The sequence below is a fragment of the Rhizobium sp. Rhizsp82 genome (assembly GCF_047325115.1).
GTDB lineage: Bacteria > Pseudomonadota > Alphaproteobacteria > Rhizobiales > Rhizobiaceae > Rhizobium.
In genome coordinates this window covers 693,680-714,762 of record NZ_CP168569.1, presented here as the reverse complement: position 1 = coordinate 714,762, position 21,083 = coordinate 693,680, and the positions used below count along the sequence as shown (strand labels likewise).

At 59.3% G+C, this 21,083-nt stretch carries 23 protein-coding genes and 3 pseudogenes; 10 read left to right on the top strand and 16 right to left on the bottom strand.

Features of this window, described 5'->3' with window-relative positions:
* Window position 1 precedes the first annotated feature (1 nt).
* Window positions 2–268, top strand: coding sequence for a hypothetical protein (locus tag ACEN84_RS03600; RefSeq protein WP_112717150.1), 267 nt, complete (start codon window positions 2–4; stop codon window positions 266–268).
* A gap of 257 nt (window positions 269–525) precedes the next feature.
* Here the strand turns inward: ACEN84_RS03600 and ACEN84_RS03595 are convergent, their stop codons facing one another.
* From ACEN84_RS03595 to ACEN84_RS03585, 3 genes are all read right to left on the bottom strand, one after another.
* Complete coding sequence (locus tag ACEN84_RS03595) at window positions 526–1,761, bottom strand: putative bifunctional diguanylate cyclase/phosphodiesterase (protein ID WP_413709036.1); 1,236 nt, start codon at window positions 1,759–1,761, stop codon at window positions 526–528.
* Between the two features lie 14 nt (window positions 1,762–1,775).
* Window positions 1,776–2,582, bottom strand: a complete 807-nt coding sequence (locus ACEN84_RS03590; RefSeq protein ID WP_413708653.1) for an MHYT domain-containing protein — start codon at window positions 2,580–2,582, stop codon at window positions 1,776–1,778.
* Window positions 2,583–2,872: 290 nt separating this feature from the next.
* Window positions 2,873–3,076 carry a hypothetical protein gene (locus ACEN84_RS03585; RefSeq protein WP_148194964.1) on the bottom strand — a complete coding sequence of 68 codons (204 nt, stop codon included), beginning with the start codon at window positions 3,074–3,076 and terminating at the stop codon, window positions 2,873–2,875.
* Between the two features lie 330 nt (window positions 3,077–3,406).
* Between ACEN84_RS03585 and ACEN84_RS03580 the strand changes: the two genes are divergently transcribed.
* The gene (locus tag ACEN84_RS03580; RefSeq protein ID WP_413708652.1) at window positions 3,407–4,099 is read left to right on the top strand and encodes a VIT family protein; all 693 of its coding nucleotides are present in this window, start codon (window positions 3,407–3,409) and stop codon (window positions 4,097–4,099) included.
* Between the two features lie 56 nt (window positions 4,100–4,155).
* Window positions 4,156–5,679 (top strand): cryptochrome/photolyase family protein, encoded by a 1,524-nt coding sequence (locus ACEN84_RS03575; RefSeq protein ID WP_413708651.1) that lies wholly within the window; start codon window positions 4,156–4,158, stop codon window positions 5,677–5,679.
* A gap of 48 nt (window positions 5,680–5,727) precedes the next feature.
* On the opposite strand, the gene ACEN84_RS03570 is transcribed toward ACEN84_RS03575, so the two are convergent.
* The 7 genes and pseudogenes from ACEN84_RS03570 to ACEN84_RS03540 all read right to left on the bottom strand — a co-directional run bounded on the left by ACEN84_RS03570 (window position 5,728) and on the right by ACEN84_RS03540 (window position 11,580).
* The gene (locus ACEN84_RS03570; protein WP_413708650.1) at window positions 5,728–7,044 is read right to left on the bottom strand and encodes a sensor histidine kinase; all 1,317 of its coding nucleotides are present in this window, start codon (window positions 7,042–7,044) and stop codon (window positions 5,728–5,730) included.
* Window positions 7,041–7,718: a response regulator transcription factor gene (locus tag ACEN84_RS03565; RefSeq protein ID WP_148194980.1), complete on the bottom strand. Its 678-nt coding sequence runs from the start codon at window positions 7,716–7,718 to the stop codon at window positions 7,041–7,043. Before ACEN84_RS03565 ends, ACEN84_RS03570 begins: the two co-directional genes overlap by 4 nt.
* Entirely contained in the window at window positions 7,715–8,281 is a 567-nt protein-coding gene (locus ACEN84_RS03560) for a cytochrome b/b6 domain-containing protein (protein ID WP_148194960.1), read from the bottom strand. Before ACEN84_RS03560 ends, ACEN84_RS03565 begins: the two co-directional genes overlap by 4 nt.
* Window positions 8,282–8,284: 3 nt before the next feature.
* On the bottom strand, window positions 8,285–8,551 hold the full coding sequence (locus tag ACEN84_RS03555; RefSeq protein WP_112717164.1) for a PepSY domain-containing protein: 267 nt from the start codon (window positions 8,549–8,551) through the stop codon (window positions 8,285–8,287).
* A gap of 574 nt (window positions 8,552–9,125) precedes the next feature.
* A pseudogene (locus tag ACEN84_RS03550) lies at window positions 9,126–9,467 on the bottom strand (SDR family NAD(P)-dependent oxidoreductase); the annotation flags it as partial.
* A 44-nt stretch (window positions 9,468–9,511) separates the two neighbouring features.
* A complete protein-coding gene (locus ACEN84_RS03545; protein ID WP_413708649.1) occupies window positions 9,512–10,963 on the bottom strand; it encodes an MFS transporter in 1,452 nt (483 codons plus the stop codon).
* 83 nt (window positions 10,964–11,046) lie between these two features.
* A complete protein-coding gene (locus ACEN84_RS03540) occupies window positions 11,047–11,580 on the bottom strand; it encodes a TetR/AcrR family transcriptional regulator (RefSeq protein WP_413709035.1) in 534 nt (177 codons plus the stop codon).
* A gap of 297 nt (window positions 11,581–11,877) precedes the next feature.
* Here ACEN84_RS03540 and ACEN84_RS03535 point away from each other — a divergent pair.
* Window positions 11,878–12,177: pseudogene (locus tag ACEN84_RS03535) on the top strand (ArsR/SmtB family transcription factor).
* Window positions 12,161–13,367: pseudogene (gene arsK, locus ACEN84_RS03530) on the top strand (arsenite efflux MFS transporter ArsK). The pseudogenes ACEN84_RS03535 and arsK overlap by 17 nt, the downstream one beginning before the upstream one ends.
* 4 nt (window positions 13,368–13,371) lie before the next feature.
* Here the strand turns inward: arsK and arsH are convergent.
* From arsH to ACEN84_RS03500, 6 genes are read right to left on the bottom strand one after another with little or no spacing between them, the layout of a single operon-like run.
* Window positions 13,372–14,082 (bottom strand): arsenical resistance protein ArsH, encoded by a 711-nt coding sequence (gene arsH / locus ACEN84_RS03525; RefSeq protein WP_162708705.1) that lies wholly within the window; start codon window positions 14,080–14,082, stop codon window positions 13,372–13,374.
* Window positions 14,075–14,500 carry an arsenate reductase (glutaredoxin) gene (arsC, locus tag ACEN84_RS03520; protein WP_413708648.1) on the bottom strand — a complete coding sequence of 142 codons (426 nt, stop codon included), beginning with the start codon at window positions 14,498–14,500 and terminating at the stop codon, window positions 14,075–14,077. Before arsC ends, arsH begins: the two co-directional genes overlap by 8 nt.
* Before the next feature lie 2 nt (window positions 14,501–14,502).
* A complete protein-coding gene (gene arsB / locus ACEN84_RS03515; RefSeq protein WP_413708647.1) occupies window positions 14,503–15,561 on the bottom strand; it encodes an ACR3 family arsenite efflux transporter in 1,059 nt (352 codons plus the stop codon).
* Between the two features lies 1 nt (window position 15,562).
* Window positions 15,563–16,090: an arsenate reductase ArsC gene (locus ACEN84_RS03510; RefSeq protein ID WP_413708646.1), complete on the bottom strand. Its 528-nt coding sequence runs from the start codon at window positions 16,088–16,090 to the stop codon at window positions 15,563–15,565.
* A complete protein-coding gene (locus tag ACEN84_RS03505; RefSeq protein WP_413708645.1) occupies window positions 16,083–16,538 on the bottom strand; it encodes a GNAT family N-acetyltransferase in 456 nt (151 codons plus the stop codon). The genes ACEN84_RS03510 and ACEN84_RS03505 overlap by 8 nt, the downstream gene beginning before the upstream one ends.
* Window positions 16,532–16,885, bottom strand: a complete 354-nt coding sequence (locus ACEN84_RS03500; RefSeq protein ID WP_148194956.1) for an ArsR/SmtB family transcription factor — start codon at window positions 16,883–16,885, stop codon at window positions 16,532–16,534. The genes ACEN84_RS03505 and ACEN84_RS03500 overlap by 7 nt, the downstream gene beginning before the upstream one ends.
* A 438-nt stretch (window positions 16,886–17,323) precedes the next feature.
* Here ACEN84_RS03500 and ACEN84_RS03495 point away from each other — a divergent pair, with 438 nt between their 5' ends.
* The 5 genes from ACEN84_RS03495 (at window position 17,324) to ACEN84_RS03475 (ending at window position 21,072) form a co-directional block, all read left to right on the top strand.
* Window positions 17,324–17,527 (top strand): cold-shock protein, encoded by a 204-nt coding sequence (locus ACEN84_RS03495; protein ID WP_112717180.1) that lies wholly within the window; start codon window positions 17,324–17,326, stop codon window positions 17,525–17,527.
* Between the two features lie 20 nt (window positions 17,528–17,547).
* Complete coding sequence (locus ACEN84_RS03490) at window positions 17,548–18,015, top strand: N-acetyltransferase family protein (RefSeq protein ID WP_413708644.1); 468 nt, start codon at window positions 17,548–17,550, stop codon at window positions 18,013–18,015.
* A gap of 153 nt (window positions 18,016–18,168) precedes the next feature.
* Window positions 18,169–18,336 carry a hypothetical protein gene (locus ACEN84_RS03485; RefSeq protein WP_413708643.1) on the top strand — a complete coding sequence of 56 codons (168 nt, stop codon included), beginning with the start codon at window positions 18,169–18,171 and terminating at the stop codon, window positions 18,334–18,336.
* A gap of 758 nt (window positions 18,337–19,094) precedes the next feature.
* Window positions 19,095–20,624, top strand: a complete 1,530-nt coding sequence (locus tag ACEN84_RS03480; protein ID WP_413708642.1) for a PAS domain S-box protein — start codon at window positions 19,095–19,097, stop codon at window positions 20,622–20,624.
* A 139-nt stretch (window positions 20,625–20,763) separates the two neighbouring features.
* Window positions 20,764–21,072, top strand: a complete 309-nt coding sequence (locus tag ACEN84_RS03475; RefSeq protein WP_112717190.1) for a hypothetical protein — start codon at window positions 20,764–20,766, stop codon at window positions 21,070–21,072.
* Window positions 21,073–21,083: the final 11 nt, after the last annotated feature.

The following is a 21,083-nucleotide window of genomic DNA, read 5'->3' as shown; positions in this document are numbered from 1 at the left end:
GATGAAGCCCGAGGAAACAGCAACGGACGAGGCTCCAGCCGTATGCCTCAACGTGCTGCAGGAGTTGATCGAGGATGGGTGGATCGGCTCGGATGAAGAGCGCATTTCGGTGCGAGCACTTTTGATCGACTTCCACGGCCACGGAATAATCAGCCATTCCACGCTGCGCAGGCTTGCTCTCTCGAAGACGGTCAACAGATTGATCAGGGAGGAGCCGAGCCTACTGAAAGTCCGCCCCTCCTACTACGGGTGGGGCCGAGGCCTCTAAGGTCGCAGGAGGGTCCTAACCCTCGCAGCCGGGAAAATACGTGATAAAAAGGTCCTCGTGCGTGATATTACGAACCTCGTGGACTGCGGCTTTATTAGAGCCGCGCAACGATCTGATTTGGCGACGGCGGGAGGGTAATGGCCTTTCGCCAAGACAAGCGCCATGCGCTGCTCAAATCCATAAGAGATTGCAGAGAGGGGAGCGACGCCCCGACGGAACCATTGCTCCGCCCTCGACCTTTGGCGTCTTGTCGGCCCTTATCTGCCAGCGGGGTGGACCCCTGCCACGTTGGTGCGTTCAGGCGGCGTCAACGAAAAAGCAACGTCTGTATGCGGCACCGGTCGACCGTAAAGATAGCCCTGTAGCTCATGGCAACCGAGGCCGCGCAGAAATGCGGCCTGCTCGGGACGCTCTACGCCTTCGGCGATCACTTTCATGTCGAGGCAGTCGGCCAGCAGAAGGGTTGCCTTGACGATGGCCTGGGAGACGGTGTTCGCATTGATGTCCTTTATAAAGGAGCGATCGATCTTGACCTTGTCGAAGGGAAAGATCTGCAAGGTAGACAATGACGAATATCCCGTGCCGAAATCATCCATGGCGATCTGAACCCCCAGTTCCTTCAGCTCAGTGATCACCGCAAGCGCGCGCTCCCGGTCCTCGATGACGCTCGCCTCTGTTATCTCAAGCTCCAGCCGCTGCGCAGGCAACCCCGAGCCTTGCAATATCTCTGCCAGCATCGACCGAAATCCTGGTTCTCCAAGCTGCGCCGAGGCGATGTTAACGGCGACTCTGACCGGAAGCGGCCATGATGCCGCCTGACTGCAGGCACAGACCAAAACCCATCTTCCGATCGGGACGATCAGCCCGGTTTCCTCTGCGATAGGGATAAACTCCGAAGGCGGGATCAAGCCCCTTTGCGGATGGTTCCAGCGCAGGAGCGCTTCCAGACCCAGTATGTCTCCGGAAGCTGCGTTCACCTGGGGCTGAAAATGCAGAACAAATTCGTCCCTGTCCAAGGCAACCCTTAGATCCGCAGCAAGCGCCGTCCTGTCGCGTCGCTTTTCGTCCATGGAGAATTCGTATCTGCAGAATCGGCTGCCGCCGGAGCGCTTTGCACGATACATGGCAGAATCTGCCCGTGCTATCAGCTCCTCGACATCCGAAGCATCCGTGGGGTAAACCGACACGCCAACGCTTGCACCGACAGACAAAAGCCAAGGCTGCGAGCCGTCGCTTCTGACGATCGCGCGCAGCACCCGCATCGAAAAATCCTCGACGTCTTGATCCGCTGCGATGTCGTGCCTGACCACGACGAATTCATCCCCGCCCATGCGAACCGCGAATTCGTTTGGTCCAAGCGAAGCCGACAGGCTCCGAGCGACATCTTGCAACAGTTCGTCACCGGCTTGATGTCCCCTGACGTCGTTGACCTCTTTGAAATGGTCGAGATCAACGACCGCCAGTGCGAGACGCCCAGGCCGGCACGTCGCCACATCCAAAAGCCTCGTCAGCTCGTCATAGAGGTGGGCTCGGTTGGCAAGCCTGTCAGAGCATCGTGGTGCGCAGCGAAACGATACGCTTCGAGAAGCTCGCGTTGCGCGCGTGCGTCAGTCACAATAACGACTGCTCCCGCAAAAATGATCGCGGCGCCGACCACCAGAACCGCCAGCATGCTATTGGATAGCGTACCGTTCGCGGCAGCCTGCAACGGCGCGGGTTCGACCGTGACCGCAGTCATTGCCGTGAAGTGAGCACTGCAGATGGCCAGTGTCATTAGCACGAGGCCAAGACCGAGGCCTATCCTTGAACGCAGACGGATCAGGGTAACCATCGTCGCGACCCCGAAGCCAAACGCCAATGCCGCTGCCGCGACGAGCATACGGCGGTCCCAGAAAAGCGCGTCGGCGTTCCTTAGCCCCGTCATCCCAACGAAATGCATGGAAAGGATTGCGCCGGCAAGACAGAAGCCCGAGACGAACGGTATCGCCGGTCTCGACAGGTTGATCGCGATAGTAAAGGCGGCGACTGAAAACAGTGCCGCAAGAAGGAGCGACCCGACAGTCAGGTAGGGATCAAATGCCAACTCTGTCGGCATTTTGAACCCTAGCATTGCCACGAAGTGCGTCGTCCAAATGGACAGACCTCCGGAGATGCCCGCGACAATAGCGCCGGAGAGACGTGACGTGGCGGGAGAACGAACGGCCTGATCAAAAAGTCTGGCGGTGACCGTACACATCAACATGCAAAGAACGGCCGCGGCTAAAACATAGGCGAGATTATGCTCGTAAGCGATACATGACATAACTCTCAGCACTTCGAACTCCCGAAAATATGACTTTCAATAACATCGTTGGCAAAGTCGTCAGCCCGCCCCTCACGCGAAGCTCACCCCTCTCTCCCACGCTTGCGATTTTTCGCACCGAATCTTTTAGGCCCCGTTAACGTCACAACCCAGGAAAGGCAAAGCAGCTTGCCAGGGTGCCTTTCAGCACGCCTGTGGCGAGTTCGCGACTGACGCGAAGCTGGCAATCTGAACATGCAAAGCGGAACCGGCGTTCTTCAAACGAGGCTTTGCAAGCCGCGACCTGCGATAAAGAAACTCGATCAGTGGACGCTGCGCGTGAAACGATCTTTCGTCCGGCGCGACACGATTGCCTTCCCGGCATCCGTGAGGGTCAGATCTGGCCCTATGAGACCAAGTTCCTCCAGCGATGCCAGACTGGTCGATGTTTCAGGAAGACGTCTGAGCTTGCTTGTATCGTCGAGCATTTCGAGGAGGTCGAACTGCTCAGGGGTAAGTCGCTTCATCTCTGTGACAGCCTTCGGCGGGTGAAGAGGGGCGCCAACGCTTATCACGATTGCGATCTGCAACTATACCCCAGAAGGCATCTTTCCGGAGATCTACAATATATCGTGAGGACTGCGTCCGCGCCGGTCTCTCGGTCACCAGGAAGGAATACAGGTGCAAGGCCTTTGGCCAAGAATGAGCCGCGCAGCAAGGATCATGACTCCCTTCGCAGCATTTTCCCACGACCAAGGCGGCCGCGCATCGGAGCTATGCGGGCCCGCGACTGGATTTGCGTGACCTTCCGACATAACATTTGAAGCAGTTTCAACCGCCTTTAGCGACGGTGGGCCATGCACAGGCATATCGAAAAGCATTCGATCGAGCGGATAGGCTGGCTGCGGGCAGCGGTTCTCGGCGCAAATGACGGCATCATTTCAACCGCCAGCTTGATGGTCGGCGTAGCATCGGCATCCACTTCAACCTCACAGGTGCTTGTTGCCGGTTTCGCCTCGCTCGCCGCTGGCGCTATGGCTATGGCAGCGGGCGAATATGTTTCCGTCAGCTCCCAGGCTGATACCGAGGCTGCCGATCTCGCGCGCGAACGGCGTGAGCTCGACGATCAGCCTGAACACGAACTGGTTGAACTCGCCGAGATTTACGAAGCTCGTGGCGTCTCCAAGGAATTGGCGCTTCAGGTCGCCCGACAGTTGACCGCTCATGACGCCCTGCATGCGCACGCACGAGACGAGCTCGGTATCACTGAGACGTCTACGGCACAGCCCGTTCAAGCCGCCTTGACCTCGGCCTTGACGTTCTCAGCCGGCGCAATCGTTCCCGTCCTCACCGCAGTTTTGGCGCCGCCTCATTCAATTCAACTCGCAATCCCGGTCATATCTCTGATATTCCTCGCAGCGCTCGGCACTGTCAGTGCCAGGGCGGGCGGCGCCGGCATCATCAAGCCAACGATCAGGGTAGCGTTCTGGGGAGCCATGGCCATGGTCGTCACCGGTCTCGTTGGCGCCTTGATCGGCAAGGCACTCTGACATAACCGCGTCGAGCGGCGGTCAACTGGTATGCAGAGACGGATAGGGGAGTTTTTGTGTCGAGGCTGATTGTCATCCTTGGAGACCAGTTGTCGCGGAGTATTTCGTCGCTGGATGGCGCCGACAAAGACCATGACAGCGTACTCATGTGTGAAGTTATGGCCGAGGCAACCTATGTCGGTCATCACAAAAAGAAGATCGCCTTCATCTTTTCGGCCATGCGCCACTTTGCTGATGAGTTGAGAGGAGCCGGCTACAAGGTTCGCTACACCACGATCGACGAGCCGACCAACACCGGCTCTTTCACCGGCGAGGTCCAGCGTGCGAGTGCCGCACTCCGCCCTTCCGCCATATGCATCACGGAACCTGGCGAATGGCGCGTCCTCAAGGAAATTAGGAGCTGGTCGGATACCCTGGGCCTTGAGGTCGAACTTCGGCGCGATCACCGCTTCATCTGCTCGCACCGCGAGTTCCGGCAGTGGGCGCAGGGCCGCAAGTCGCTGACGATGGAGTTTTTCTATCGGGAAATGCGACGAAAAACCGGGCTACTGATGCAAGGCGACAAGCCACTTGGCGGACGATGGAACTTCGATTCCGAAAACCGCAAGCCGGCAGAGCCGGGCCTCCTCAGACCAAGACACCTGGAGTTTGAGCCGGATGCGATCACTACCGAGGTGCTGAACGCGGTCGGACAATTGTTTCCTGGCCACTTCGGCAAGCTTGAGGGCTTTGGCTTTGCAGTCACCCGCTCCGACGCCTTGAAGGTGCTCGACGGATTTATCGAGGATTTTCTGCCAAAGTTTGGCGAAACCCAGGATGCGATGCTGCAGGGTGAGCCCTGGCTTAACCACTCGCTTCTGTCATTTTACATCAACGTCGGGCTCCTCGAACCGCTCGAGGTCTGCCTTTCGGCTGAACGGGCCTATCATGAGGGTCGTGCACCGCTCAACGCGGTCGAGGGTTTCGTCCGCCAGATCATTGGCTGGCGTGAATATATGAGGGGCATCTACTGGTTCGCCGGGCCTGACTATGCCGAGAGCAATTATTTCGGCAACACCCGCGCGCTGCCCTCGTTTTACTGGTCCGGCGACACGGATATGAATTGCCTCTCAACGGTGATCACGGAAACGATCGACCACGCCTATGCCCATCACATTCAAAGACTGATGATCACCGGGAACTTTGCCCTGCTGGCTGGCATCGATCCCAAGCAAGTTCACCAGTGGTATCTCGAGGTCTACGCAGATGCCTATGAATGGGTCGAGCTTCCGAACGTCATTGGAATGAGCCAGTTTGCCGATGGTGGCTTCCTCGGCACCAAACCCTATGCGGCCAGCGGCAATTACATCAACCGGATGTCGGACTATTGCGGCAGTTGCCGCTTCGATCCAAAGCAGCGCGTGGGAAGCAAGGCTTGTCCGTTCAACGCTCTGTACTGGGACTTCCTCGATCGCAACCGCGACAAGCTGAGCTCCAACCACCGCTTGGTACAGCCTTACGCAACATGGTCGAGAATGAGTGATGAGAGCCGTGACGAGACCAGGCGACAAGCCGCCAGCTTCCTCGCAGGCCTTGAGTGAAGCAACCCACGCGACATGCTGCATCTGTATCCCGGGTCAACCTGGTCCTCATGGTCGGAAGGTTAAGGTGAAGGTCGACCCACTTGCCGATGTCGAGCGCCTTAGCTTGCCGCGATGGATCTCGGCAATTCGGCCGATAATTTTCAACCCTATCCCAAGGCTGTCGGTCTCTGCTTCCCTGACAGTTTGGTCGACAGCTGCCATCCGCCGATCTTCAACCTCTATAAGATGGGACCCGACGCGGACGACGATATGGGTTCGCTCCGGCGTATGACGAACGGCGTTTTCAATCAGATTACGGACCGCATCGCGCAAGAGAGACGGAACTCCCCTGACCAGCGCGCTGTCGACGTCTTTTATAAGCTCTACGGAGTGCAGGTTCTCGTATACCCAGGGTGCTACCTGCTCGACGGCAGAGGTTGACACCTCGATCAGGTCAACAGTTTCAAAAGCGCCGTGATCGAAGCTTTCAAGGTGGGCGAGCGACGTTAGCTGGGACACGAAGCGCACGAGATCATCGAGGTCGGCCTCGACCAGCCTCGCGCGCGGATGATCGATATGCCCAAGTTCCAGCTTCATTGCTGCGAGCGGCGTGCGGATTTCATGCGCGATCCCCGAGGTCAGCGTCTTTTGCGACGTCATGAGCTCCGCCACCCTTTCGAACGCCCTGTTAACGGCAATGGCAAGATGAGCAACCTCGCGCGGCATCTCGTCGAACTTCAAATGAGAGCGCGCATCCATCGGATCGATCTGGTCTGCTGCCTCGGCGGCGGCGCGGACCGGTCCCAGAGCCTGTCGTACGGAAAGCAATGTGGCCCCAAGCACGAGAATGAGCAAAATGCTCATTGGCACGACAAGGTGCTCGATGATCTCGTTCCACAAGACGTCGGAAACAACCTCTTGCGGATCACCAAGCGTGGCGACATCGATCAGAAACCGCTGGCCTGCGATAAAAAATGCCCGCCCCCCGACCAATGTGAGAGGTTTGCCAGACGTCAGCGACCGTAGCCAGAAATCCGGCCTGTCGATATCGACGGGAAGAAATCGATCTTCGCAGGCCGGATCGCAAGACTCGAATATGAGTGTGCCGTTGGCACTGCGGATCCTTGCCAAATAGCCAGCCCCGTCCTGTCGATATCGATCCCGGATCGTCTGCGGAAGCTGGTAGCGAACGGTGTCGCGATCGACGAAAATCCCCTCAGACAGTCGTTGGGTTTCCTGTTCGACGTAGAGGCGAGACAGTTCACCAGTGTTCCAGTAGTAGTCGGAGATGACGACGGCAAGCTGAACAAGCATTGCGAGAACCGCAAAGAACGCGATTCTTTTGGCCACTATGGTGCCGAGCGTCGGGCGGTTTCGGCTCAATCAGGCACCTCGCGCATCATGTATCCGACCCCCCTGACCGTTTCGATCAAGGTCCCCGTCTTATGTCCCTCCACCTTCTTGCGTAGCCGCGAGACGGCGAGCTCGACGGCATTGCTGCTTTTTTCGTCTCCAAATTCCGAAAAGGCATGCTCGATCTTCGATTTCGCGACGACTTTACCGCCATTTCGCATCAAGAGCTCAAGCAAGCCCTTTTCCGAGGGGGCCAGAGTGATTTCCGCCCCCGAACACATGACCCGACGCGAGGCGACGTCCATCCGCAGAGCGCCGTATTCCAGAACTGGCATGGACGTCACAGGCGCCCGTCGCATGAGGGCCCGAATTCGGGCGACGAGTTCGCCGTTGTGGAACGGCTTGGCGAGATAGTCGTCAGCGCCCGCGTCAAGCCCGGCGATACGCTCATCGATGGCACCGCGGGCTGTCAGGACAAGCACCGGAGTTTGCAGCTTTTCCTCACGCAGGGATTTCAGGACATCCAGGCCGTCTTCATCCGGAAGGCCGAGGTCGAGTAGCAACAGATCATACGTGTGATCGGCCAGAGCTGCGCGACCAAGTTCGGCGGTTGCAAAGGCGTCGATCTTCCAACCGGCATCCCTGACGGCTTCGCTGACGAGATCGCGAAGCCGGGCGCTATCCTCGATCAGCAGGATCCTCATAGTTTCTTGCGACCCGTTACCATCGACCAGACCAAATTCTCCCGGTGTCTCCAACTTTCGATGATGGCGGCGCCGGCATGAATGAAAACAAGCACCATAATGCTGTTGGCAATGGTCCCATGCAATTGCTCCAGCCATTTTTCTCCCCAGAAGGCATCAAGCGTCGTCATCCAGCCGGTCAGGGCCGTGGCAGCGAGCAAACCGATCAGCACAAGCATCATGATGGAAGCGAGCGGGTTGTGACCGATATATCGGTCCTCGCTGCGCGTCATGATCCCGCGGACCTGTTTCCTGACCTTGGCCGGAGTTGGCAGGAAGTCACGGAAGCGAGCGTGCTTTGTGCCGACAAAGCCCCATATGATCCGGATGAAAATTACGGCGGCAACGACATATCCGGTCACGCGATGCCAATATTTGCCCTCTTCAAGGACAAAGAGGTTGAGGGTACAGGCGGCGACGATCGTCCAGTGGAAAATGCGAACAATCGGGTCCCAGACCTTGATCATCCGCGGTGCGGTATTGGAGGGCGATCCGCCCTCCGCTCTCTTCCCAGTTGTGGTCATGGGTTAATCACCCTTCTGAACGATTTCGCCGGACACCGGGTTGAAGTAGACTTCGGCGCGCTTGCCGTCCTTGTCCTTGCCGTAGATCTCGTAGCAGCTGCCGGTGATCTCAAACGTCTTGACCTTGTAACCAAGCGCATCGATCTTGGCCTTCATGGCGTCCTCGGACATCCATTTGGACTTCGGCTCCGTTGTGCAGCTTGGGCTGGCGAAGGCGACGGCCGGAGTTGCAGCAGACATTGCAAGTGCAGCGATGAGTTTCAGCTTCATGATTTTAATCCCGATTAAAGCCCTCGTGGGGCGACGAGGGGATTAATGGCCTGGCAAACCTGTCCGTCTCCTGTCCGACAAAGTCATTACTCCCAAAAAGAGCTATCGACCATGTAGGCCGTTGGGAACGCTCCAACCTGTGCTCTCTCGGGATTGCAACCTGAGCCGATCTCGTCACGCCCACCCCAAAGCGCGCGACGGACGCGATCGCCGAAACGGAGACGGTGTGAGATCAGTCAGTGATCAATCCTTGCGGGGATCTGACGTTGACCAGCCGGCCGTTGCTCTCCGCGCCAAAATGGCCAGTTGACGAGATAACCTGCCAGACCGTCAACGATGCCAGAGGACGCCTGCAGCGGCAGTTGAACGAGATGGCGGAGCCATTGCCTTAGAGAAACATCGGCAACTCCTAGGCTGTCGGAGGCGCGCTTGATATTGGCTGCTAGGCGTTGTGGCTCAGCGCAGTGATACGCTGGCTCGCACAAGCCATCTGGATGAGCGCTTAGCGTCCGTCGTAATGGAATCCGCACTCCCGGTCGGTCGACTTGTAGCTCGTTGCGAGACCGCCGACGAGGTCAATCTCTCGCAGCGGCTGCGTCGAGAAATAGCCTGCGAATAGGACTCCGGCGTTGTTGACCAGAATGTCGAGCCCGCCAAGTTCCTCGACTGCTTGCTCGACGGCAGCCGTCGCAGATTCGGCAAGCGCGGGGTCTGCTTGAATGGCAACAGCCTTGCGGCCCATCGCGTGGATCTCCGCGATAACGGCACTGGCGTATTCGGAGGACTTCTCGAAAGTTACGGCAACGTCGGCGCCATCTTCGGCAAGCTATAACGCCACGGCGGCACCGATGCCGCGAGCGGCCGCCGTCACGAGTGCTCGCTTACCGGCGAGCGCAGAGTTATCTGTCTTGAGCATCGCTGTGTACCTCGGTTCTATGTTGGACCTGCAAGGGGTATTTCTCACGGCGCCCGCATCGGAGGGCGTGTATCGCTTTGGCGGCGAGCGTCGTCGTTCATTGGGGGGCTGACGGAAAGCCAAGCTGCGGCAAGTAGACAGATAGCTATCGCAATCGCTGCGATGCTGTAGGCATGGCCGATGGATGTCGCGTCGGTCGACGATCCCAGGATCGAGAAGAACAATCCACCGATAAGAGCCGTCGCCAAGGCTCCACCGATCTGAAGCATCGAGTTGACCAGCCCGGAGGCCAAACCAGACTGCGTCGGGTCGACGCGCTGCACGACTGTCCGAACCAGGTTCGGCAACGCGATGCCCTGCCCGGCGCCGACGAAGAACAATGCGACGGGCATGAGCGTCGGCGCCCCGAGTAAGATCAGAGCCGCCGTTCCGAATAGACCCGCCGCTTCCAAGGACATGCCTGCGGCAGTGGAGTACCTGCCAAAGACCCGGAATATGTGTCCACTAGCGAATGGGCCGAGAACGAAACCGACCGCCGCTGGAAGTATCGCTACCCCAGCTTCCAAAGGCGTCCGGCCGAGGCCCGCTTGTTGAAAGACCGAGAACGTCAGCCAGAACGCAGCGAAGGCGTAGAAGAAAAAGGCGGCGAGCAGGCCGCGCTTCAATCCAGGGGTCCGCAGCAGGCGCGGTGCCAGGATCGGATCTCTTCCTGCCGCCTCCAGTTTCCGCTCATGGTGCCAAAATAGGAGGAGAAGTGGCAGGGACGCAGCAAGCATCACAAGCGACCAGATCGGCCACCCTTGTTCACGGCCCTCGATCAGCGGCGATATCAGCGCGAAGAGCGCCAGCGCAATCAGCACGGCTCCTCCCAGATCCAGTTTGCTAGGATGGTCCGAACGGGTTTCGCGCAGGGTCATTATCGCGGACGGCGCGGCTACGGCTATCACTGGAAGATTGATCAGAAATATGGCTCTCCACCCGAGACCAAGGACATTCAGCGCGATGAGCGCCCCGCCCAAGAACAGTCCGGCCATCGACGCCACCCCGAATGTGAGGGCATAGAAGCTCAGCGCCTTCGATTTCTCTCTATCGGGAAAGATGGCGTTTATCGACGCCAGAGCCTGAGGCGCCATAATCGCGGCGGCGAAGCCCTGAAGTACCCGGCCGACGACCAGAGCCAGTGGAGACCATGCGAAGCCGCAAAGGGCGGAAGCGGCAGCAAACGCCATCATCCCAGCAAGGAAGACATTTCGTCGACCGTATAGGTCTCCAAGCCTCCCACCGGTGATGAGCATAACCGCGTAGGTGGTGGCGTAGCCGGAGATTATCAGCTGCATCGTCGAGGCGGAGGCATGGAAGTCCTCGCGTATAGAAGGCAGCGCCACGTTGACGATGAAAAAATCGAGTGGTGGGAGGAACGCTCCTGTTAACAGGATTGCTAACGCGATCCACCTGCGCGGATCAGGGCTTTGCTCAAGGGAACGGACATGTTCCATGAAACTCTCCATGTCGATGCGGAACCGATCGATCAGCTTGTGAAAACACACGTATTTTGGAACCTTTTGGTTCCTATTTAGGCTCAGTCGAGCGATTTCAGCGCGAAGTCAACCATCGCTCGGGTGGCGTCGCGATCAGCTCCGGCCTTCCCGAGCACTCTCATTCCCTGGATTTGGCATACCAGGAATTTCGCGAGTGTTCGCTCGTCGAGACCGGAATCGATCTCACCGAAGGCTTGGGCTCGAATAACCGCTGCCGCATAAAGATCCTCGAGACGCCGAAACAGGCGCGCGATACGTTTGGAAACCTCGTCGTCCGCAGGAAGCATTTCGACAGCCGACAAAACGACAAAGCATCCACGCAGTCCCTCTTTGCCGGAAGACTCTTCAACTTGCCGCGAAAAGGCTTGCTTGATGGCAGCCTTAGGCGATGGGTTGGAATGCAGGATTTCGCCGGTCTTGCGAACGGCGTCCTCGATGTAGACATCGAGCGCTCGGAGATAGACTCCGCGCTTGTCAACGAACGCCTTGTAGAAACTACCTCTCGACAGCTCCATACCTTCCAGTAGGTCGGGAAGCGATGCATCGTGGTATCCGCGGTCCCAGAAAACGCTCATCGCCTTGCGAATAGCATCGTCGAGTTCAAATTCGCGGGGCCGTCCAACCGACGGTGATGTCTCAGTGCGCTTTAGCATTACGAGACTATGGAACCAAATGGTTCCTAATGCAAATGAAATCTGGCCTCTCTCAGATATCAGGCCATCTCGCCGCTCGCTCGACTGGTCCACGATCAATGCGAGCGCCGAAATTTAGACGTCAGGCGCCGGCGCAAATATACCTCAGTCGTCCTGCACTTTGGCTGAACGACGAGCCCTTCCTCATTCGCCGCGCTTTCGCAGGAGACCCGCCTTGCCATTGTCCGAGCTCTGGTCGTGGCCGGGCCTGAAGGATTGGCCGCAGGCGTGATCGCCGAGCGCATGGGCGTTTCCGCCACGAGTGTCTCGTTTCACCTGAAGGAGCTGGAGCGGTCGGGATTGATCTCCCAGCGACGGGAATTCCGCTCGATCATCTAAAGCGCCAGCTACGAGGCGCTCGCCGATCTTGTCAGATTCCTGATGGAAGACTGCTGCTCAGGTCACCCGGCTATCAGGGGGAACCTCGAGCGTGCCGACGACTGCTGCATCCCGGCCGGCAAGGATGACGTCGTTGCGTAGTTCGAAAATTTCGGCCGGGCTCGTCTCGGCTCTGGGCGTGACGCAGTTCATCGGTTACGGCACCCCTCTATTACAGCTTCAGCACCCTGGCGTCCGGCATGGCGGCCAATCTCGGCTTGTCGCTGGCGGAAGTTTTTGGCGTCTTCTCCGTGTCACTGTTCATCGGTGGCCTGTCGGCCACCTATATCGGCAAGCAGACAAGATCGGCGCCGCGACGATTATGACGAACGGCTCGGCCTTGCCGCAGTCACGCTCGCCCTATGCGCCTGGTCGCCCTCGGTCGCGATCTTCGCCGTCGCTATCATCCTACTCGAGGTTTCGTCCGGCATGGTCCAGTATCAGGCGCATTCGCAGCACTGGTCGAAAGCGATCCTCGCACGGCGTCCCGCGGCATCACCTATCTGACGCTAATCGGCGGCTTTGCCTCAACGATCTTCTGGCCGATCTCGGCCACGCTCACCGTCTATCTGTCCTGGCGGGAGATCTACCTCGTCTTTGCAGCGTTGAACCTGCTTCTCTGCATGCCGCTGCACTTCTGGATCCGAAGCCTCAGAAAGAAGGCAGGCGAAACATCCATCCGGCCGCGCGAGACGGTCATCGGCGCAATCCCGCCGCATGCACGCCGCCGCGCCATGGTCATGGTCTCATTTGCGATCGCGCCCCTCGGCTTCACGCTTGCCGCGGTCCTTGCCCATATGGTGCCGATGCTGGGATCGACTGGGCTGGGTGCGGCCGCCGTCGTGATTGGTTCGCTGTTCGGGCCGGCGCAGATGCTGAGCCGTCTGATCAACATGGTGTTTGGGAAGAACCTGTCGCCGCCAGGGCTTGCCGTCCTCTCGGCCGTGCTGATTGTCTTCGGCGTCCTGGTCCTGCTGATGACAGGCAACTGGCTGCCGGGTGCGGTCGCCTTCGCCATTTGCCTCGGGCTCGGTTCCGGCATCAACAGCATCGCGCAGGGGAGCCTGCCGCTCTATCTGTTCGGATCGGACGGATATGGTGCGATCACAGGTAAGATGGCGGCCGCCCGTCTGGCGGTCGGCGCCGGCGCGCCCTTCGTGTTCGCGGCGGCTACCGAGAATATCGGTCTGAGCGGCGCCCTCGTCGCACACGCATGTCTCGGGGCGATCAGCATCGCGGCATTCGTCGCGGTGGCAGCGTCCTGCCGCCAGCCTGCCACCGCGACGGGTTGATCCGTCAGATCGACTTGAGCGAAACCCGCTTCTCCAGCTCGGCTGCTTCTTCCTTCCGCTCGCTATATCGGTCGGTGAGGTAGGACGAGGCATCGCGGGTCATGAGCGTGAACTTCACCAGTTCCTCGCAGACATCGACGACGCGGTCATAGTAGGAAGATGGTTTCATCCGGCCATCGGTGTCGAATTCCTGAAACGCCTTCGCAACGCTGCTCTGATTGGGAATGGTGATCATCCGCATCCAGCGGCCGAGGATGCGCAACTGGTTCACAGCGTTGAACGACTGACTGCCGCCGGAGACCTCCATCACCGCCAGCGTCTTGCCCTGCGTCGGACGGACGGAGCCGAGCGACAGCGGGATCCAGTCGATCTGCGCCTTCATGATGCCGGTCATCGCGCCGTGGCGCTCCGGGCTGATCCACACCTGGCCTTCCGACCATAGGGAAAGGTCGCGCAGTTCCTGAACCTTGGGATGGCTGACGGGTGCCTCGTCCGGGAGCGGCAATCCCGCCGGATCGAATATCCGAACCTCGCATCCGAGGCGTTCAAGCAGCCGACGGACTTCGAATGCAAGGAGGCGGCTATAGGACACTTCCCGTAGCGATCCATACAGGATCAGGATTCTCGGCTTGTGAGTCGAGAATGCCGGCTGCAGAGATTCCGGTGCGATGGGCTGAAGATGGTCGTCCTGCAAAGCGGGAAATGTCTCAGACAATGGGCTTTCCTTCCCGGTCGAGGACCTGTTCGCCGTCTTCCTTCGTGAACGGTCCTTTGAAGGCGTCGGCAGGCAGGATGTCGAGCACGATCTCCGACGGGCGAGCCAGCCGGGTGCCGAGCGGCGTGACGACGAGTGGCCGGTTGATCAGGATCGGTGTCGAAATCATCGCGTCCAGCAACTGCTCATCCGTTCGGCCCGGATGGTCGAGGCCGAGTTCCGCATAGGGCGTGTCCTTCTCACGGATCGCTTCGCGGACCGTCAGGCCGGCATCTGCGATCATCTTCGAGAGCTGCTCGCGCGATGGCGGGTTCTGCAGGTACTCGATGACGGTGGGTTCGATCCCGGCGGCACGGATCAGCGCCAGCGTGTTGCGAGACGTGCCGCAGGCCGGATTGTGATAGATGGTGGCGTCCATGGTCAGGGCCTTTCGATGGTGGTGTTGCGGGAAACGGCGGGCGATGCCTCGTACCAACCCTTCGAGCGGTTCACGATCCAGACGACCGATAGCATTACGGGCACCTCGATCAGGACACCGACGACGGTGGCGAGTGCCGCGCCCGACTGAAACCCGAAGAGGCTAATGGCGGCGGCAACCGCAAGTTCGAAGAGGTTGCTGGCACCGATGAGCGCTGACGGCCCCGCGACGCAGTGACGCTCGCCTGCCATGCGGTTCAAGAGATAGGCCAGTCCGGAGTTAAGATAGACCTGGATCAGGATCGGCACGGCCAACAACGCTATGATGGCCGGCTGAGCGATGATCTGCTCGCCCTGGAAGGCGAAAAGAAGCACGAGCGTGGCGAGCAGCGCGACGAGCGATAACGGATGCAGATTCGCAAGCAAGCGATCGAGCGCGCCTGTTGCGCCGTCGGCTGTCAAGTAGTTCCGCAGCACCTGGGCGATGATGACGGGAACCACGATGTAGAGCGCGACCGACAGGGCAAGCGTCGCCCACGGCACGGTGATGGCTGAGAGACCGAGCAGGACGCCGACGATCGGCGCGAAGGCGACGACCATGATCGCGTCGTTCAAGGCCACTTGCGACAGGGTGAACAGCGGCTCACCCCGCGTCAGGTTCGACCAGACGAAGACCATGGCCGTGCAAGGTGCTGCGGCAAGGATGATCAGGCCTGCGATATAAGAGTCGATCTGGTCGGCCGGCAGATAGGGTCGGAATAGCCAGCCGACGAAAAGCCATCCCAGCAAAGCCATGGAGAATGGCTTGATCGCCCAGTTGATGATCAGCGTGACGCCGATCCCGCGCCAGTAGGAGCCGACCTGCGCTAACGACCGGAAATCGATCTTCAGCAGCATAGGGATGATCATCAGCCAAATAAGGACCGCGACCGGGATGTTGAGCTTGGCAATCTCGGCGCCCCCGATGACCTGGAAGACGCCGGGCATCAGGTGACCAAGAGCAACGCCGACGGCGATGCAGAGGAAGACCCAAACAGTCAGGTATCGTTCAAATGTCGACATCTTACTCGGCCTTCGGGGATTTGACCGATGCGCCTTCCAATGAACCGATTTGGCGAACGTGCTGCTCGAGGGCCAGTCGGTCGATCGAGGCGACGGGCAGGTTGAGGAAGGCGGTGATCCGGTTCTTCAGAAACCGGGCAGCTTGGGCGAAGGCACGCCGGATCTCAACTTCAGTTCCGACGACGGCCGCGGGATCCTCGACGCCCCAATGGGCGGTCATCGGATGGCCAATCCATACCGGGTACGCTTCGCCGGCTGCGCTGTCGCAGATGGTGAAGATGAAATCAATCTCCGGGCTACCTGTCTCGGCGAACACGTCCCAACTCTTCGACGAGATACCCGTCGATGAGTAGCCGAGCGTTTCCAACTCCTTCAGCGCGTGTGGATTGACCTCGCCCTTCGGCTGGCTGCCGGCGGAATAGGCTTTACACCTGCCGCCACCCTCCTTGTTAAGGATGGACTCGGCGAGAATAGAGCGAGCGGAATTGCCCGTGCAGAGGAACAGCACGTTATCGGTCTTGTCAGTCATGGTCGTGGTCCGTGGTCATCGGAGGCCTGTGAGCTTCATGATGGTCGCCGACGATGGGCAAATGGATGATAGTTGGCGGGTCGCCATCACCGCAGCCGGCTTCGGCCCGAGGAACTTCGGAAAACCCGATGGCGGAGAAGAACGGGGCGGCGCTAGTGGTCGCGAGGAAGACATTGCCATCGACGTCGCGCAGCGTTGCCTCGACGATGGCTCGGCCGACCCCATGACCCCGATGTGCCGGCAGAACGACAACAGACCGCAGCAGACAATCGCCGGCGCAGCGTTCGAGGCCGGCATATCCGATCGTTTGGCCGTCGCCTGAGGCTGCTTCAAAGAATGCGCGGCCATCGTCTTCAATGTCATCGGTTGGGAGATCCGCCGCACGGAGCGCTTCGCGAAGACGAGCGTCGCTACCGGCCACTTCGTGCAATGCGATCACGCTCAGCATGGGGTCGCCCCCGGCGCGCAGCACGGCGTCAGTTCTGCGATCAAAGGAGCGCAAAGCTCCGTCGATCCGCCGCAACAATCCTTCAGCAGGAATAGTGTCAGGTCGCGCAAGCCGTTCAGGTCGGCCCGGTAGATGATTGATCGGCTCTGGCGCTCGCTCCTCACCAACCCTGCACGGGAAAGCGTCGCAAGATGCGCCGACATTGTGTTCTGCGGGACATCGAGGAGCCGTGCGAGCTCACCTGCCGGAATTCCCTCCGGTTCGTGCCGCACGAGCAGACGGAACGTCTCCAGGCGGGTGTTCTGGGCCAAGGCCGCAAGGGCCGCTATTGCGCTTCTGCTTTCCATATATCCAGAATAATGGATATATGGAAGAAGTCAACCGCCGCGTAGCCGGGGCGGATTATGTGCAGCTGGAACTCGGAGATGCCCTGCAAACCAGGCCATCGAGCCTGAGGTGACCATAAGTCACCACGGCTCATATTCGGCGATCTCTTCCGGATCGACGATTTCGCCGGTGACCTCGGTGACGACGACAAGGCCGAAAGCGGTTGTCGCCATAGGCCGAGCGAGGGGTGAGAGATCGTCGCTCGGCACGGGCAGCCGTTCTTCCTGCGCTCCGACGCTTCGCTTTGTCCTCCTCGTCGGTGCCCTTGCTTGCCTGGGCGCGCTTTTGCCTTTCTTCCGGTTCATCGCTTCGCCGCCTCCTTGTTGCGACTGTACCCCTGTTGCGGCCCACTTGTTGAGAGGCTATGAAATGCCTGCGCGACATCAGGGGGATCGCTAGTGGCTTACGGCACGGTCAAGTTTTTCAACCAGGAAAAGGGCTTCGGCTTCATTACACCGGACGAAGGCGGTCAGGACGTGTTCGTCCACGTAAGCGCAGTGCAGGGTTCGACACTTCTGCGGGATGGCCAGAGGGTTTCCTACGAGGTGGGCCAGGATCGCCGGACCGGCAAGTCACGGGCCGAGGGCGTCCGCGGCGCCTGACTTAGCGCTGGAGCGTGTCGATGAAAGTCAGGGAAGCGACCAGCAGCGACGTGGACGCGGTGAGCGAACTTCTCGAAAATCTGGTCGCGGCCGGCAAGCGAACTATGCCGGCAGATATCGACTACGTTCGGGAGCATTATGTCGACAATCCGCTGAGCATATGCTGCACTCTTGCCGAAGACGACGACGGTATCATCCTCGGGTTCCAGTCCCTGATTCGCGCCGTCGATGGCAATCCGTACGGCACGCCGGTCGTCTGGGGTATCATTGGTACGCACGTTTCACCGGATGCCGCACGAGGCGGTGTGGGAACCAGACTGTTCGCGGCGAGTGAGCAGGCTGCGATCAGTACGGGACTGACGAAAATCGAAGCTTTCATAGGCAACGCGAACGCTGTCGCCCAGGCTTACTATGAGCGCATCGGCTTCAAGACGTACCGGCATACGGAAACGGCCGTCTGCAAGGTCTGGACGCGCCCGGAGAGTTGACGAACAAGCGATCGTCTGACGAAGATGCCGGCGACGTTCGCAAGACGGGCGCCAAGATGCCGAGATCGAGGAAGAGAGTTCACCGCCATGAACCCTATCCCTTCCCCTCCCGCCGAAGGGGATCCCGACCGTTTCCTGCGGTGTCAGGATGCCATGGACGACCTCGTGGCCGCGGTTGCTTTGGCGGCCGTTGACGCGGGTTGGACACCGGAAGAAGTCGCGGCCGCACTCGTGGAGCTGGCGGACAACCTCATGCTTTCGGTGCTTGCAAATCGTGGTCTGGAACGCGATCTGGCGGGCCTCAGAAGCGGGAGAGCGTAAGAGCATGTGCGGCAGGTTCACGTTCGACCATGAATGGCGGGTCTTCGGGAAGACGAACGGAAACGTCTCGTGGGCGAGCTGATGTCGGATGATGATGATCTGGCGGACTTACCCGCCAGGTCGGCTGTGCGACCAAACACGTATTGGGCGGCTAAGAGCGCCTCCGGAACGGAGTGCACGAGGCGTTCTGGCTATCTGGAAACAGCACGACCCCCGACACCGGTCTCCTGCGAAACTTCGTACTGAAGACGGCAGCCGACATCGACCGGTACTGTCCACTCCGGAGAAACACTTCCACGGTCTTCGTTTCCGGATTGGCGCGCAGCTGACGGCAGCGATCCCAGTCACACAGGAAGCTTGCTGCTGGCATGTCCGTCACATCGACGTCTAGAAGAATATCCTGCGCACTTGCGGTCGCGAAGATAATCAGGTCGTCCGCGCCAACCAGTAGTGCGGGAGCCCTGAGGCGTTCCAGCTTATCAAGAAGGTCCGTCATCATTTTTCGTCGCAGGTGTTAACTAAGTCATTATTGGATTGGACGGGCATCCTTGCCCTTTTTGGATCTGTGTAGCTACAAGCTGGTGTTTGCTCCCTGTTTGTCCAGCGTCCTGCTAACCAATGGCAAATGAAGTCTCTTTCCAATGATTAAAATGCATCAGTTCGACCAAGGTCCGTGGCGCATTTTGATAGACGCACTAGATAGCGTGGGGTAACCACGGGTTACGGTCACGATTTTTTACCGGGAAGATTGCAGTCGAATGACACAGGGACCAAACCCCAGCATTGAGCAGCGCTACCGCCTGCTGATCGAAGCAATCACCGATTATGCAATCTACATGCTGGACCCGGCAGGCAACATCACGAGTTGGAACCCGGGAGCGGAGCGGCTGAAAGGATATTCCGAGGCCGAGATCATCGGTCGCCACTTCTCGACCTTCTATACCGAGGAAGACCGCGCAAAGGGTTTCCCGGAAGAGGCGCTCAGGATCGCTGAAGCCGACGGTCGCTTCGAGCGTGAGGGATGGCGGCTGCGCAAGGATGGATCCAAGTTTTGGGCGAACGTCATCGTCGATCCGATCCGAAACGCTGACGGGAACCTGATCGGCTTCGCCAAGATCACGCGCGATATCAGCGAAAAGCGCGCGGCTCACGAGGCCATGGTTCAGGCTCACAAATTGGAGGCGGTCGGGCAGCTGACAGGCGGCTTGGCCCACGACTTCAACAATCTCCTGACGGCGATCCTGGGCAGCCTCGAGATTGCCAGGAAGCGAGCCATCAGGCCGGACGTCCTAGACCTCATCGAAAATGCCATTCAGGGCGCCCAGCGCGGCGCAACGTTGACGCAACGGCTTCTGGCGTTCGCACGGCGGCAAGAGCTGAAGATCGACTCGCTACGCGTTCCCGACCTTGTCGGCGGGATGGCAGACCTGATGCGTCGAACGATCGGCCCGGAGGTTGTCATCAACACCGCGTTTCCAGCTGATCTTCCCCCCGTGCTTACCGACGCCAATCAGTTGGAGAGTGCGCTCCTCAACCTCGTCGTGAATGCGCGCGATGCAATGCCGGATGGTGGCGAAATCGCCATCACGGCGGAGCGGCGGTATGTGACAACAGGCAGTGCTAACTCGCTCGCGACAGGCGACTACGTCTGCCTTTCGATTGCCGATCAGGGAGAGGGGATGGATGCAGAGACACTCGCAAATGCCAGCCAACCATTCTTCACGACGAAAGGCGTCGGCAAGGGCACAGGATTGGGTCTCGCGATGGTCCAGGGGCTCATGGCACAGTGCGGCGGCCAACTGGTGCTGAAGTCTAAACCGGGTGTCGGCACGACAGCCGAGCTTTGGCTTCCGGTGTCAGGGGAGCCGTCGACATTGGCCCCTTCTACCCCCGAGACCGTGTTTGATCCCGCGCCAACCGCCATGACGGTCCTGGTGGTCGATGATGACGCGCTGGTGCTCATGAACACAGTCCTCTTACTTGAGGATCTCGGCATGGAAACCATGCAGGCGTCCTCCGGGGCGGAGGCCATGACGATATTGGATAGTGGTGAGCTCCCTGCTGTCGTGATCACGGACCATGCCATGCCCCACATGACCGGCGCAGAGCTCTGCAGGCGCGTAAGGCAGCAGTATCCGAGCCTTCCATTGATTTTAGCGACAGGCTACGCCGAGCTTCCCGAGGGGGCCGAGCTTCTGAGCGATGTCGTCCGATTGTCGAAGCCGTTCAGTCAGACCCAGTTGTCGCGGGCACTTTCGGAAGCCTGTAATGCCGGACGGTGCTTCTGACTGATAGACGATTGCGGCTCGGGGACCTGATCGGCCGCGCTTTGTACGGATGCGGACCAAGCTGCGATCCCGGACCAAAGTCCGGATGATCAAACGCGACGGTTGTGTTAGCTGTTGATCTGCCCTGGGGAGGACCCGAATGACGCTGGCGACCGATATCCGTGATGCGTGCCTTGTTCTGCCACAGCTTGATCGTCAGAGCCGCCTGGGCCTGATCGAGCGAATACTCGGACAGCTTGAAGCCTACCGCACGACGGCGCTTGAGGGCGTGCGGCCGGACAAACGCTTCTGGATCGACACCCTCATTGCGTCCGTCAAGACGTCTCTGGACGAGATTGCATCAATGGACACAGCAGAGCTCCTCGGCATCTTAATCGAGTTCGAGAAACTGATTGCGGTTCTCGACGGAATCAGCGCTTCTCGTGTCGCAGTGCCCACGTTCCACTGATCGCGGAGGTT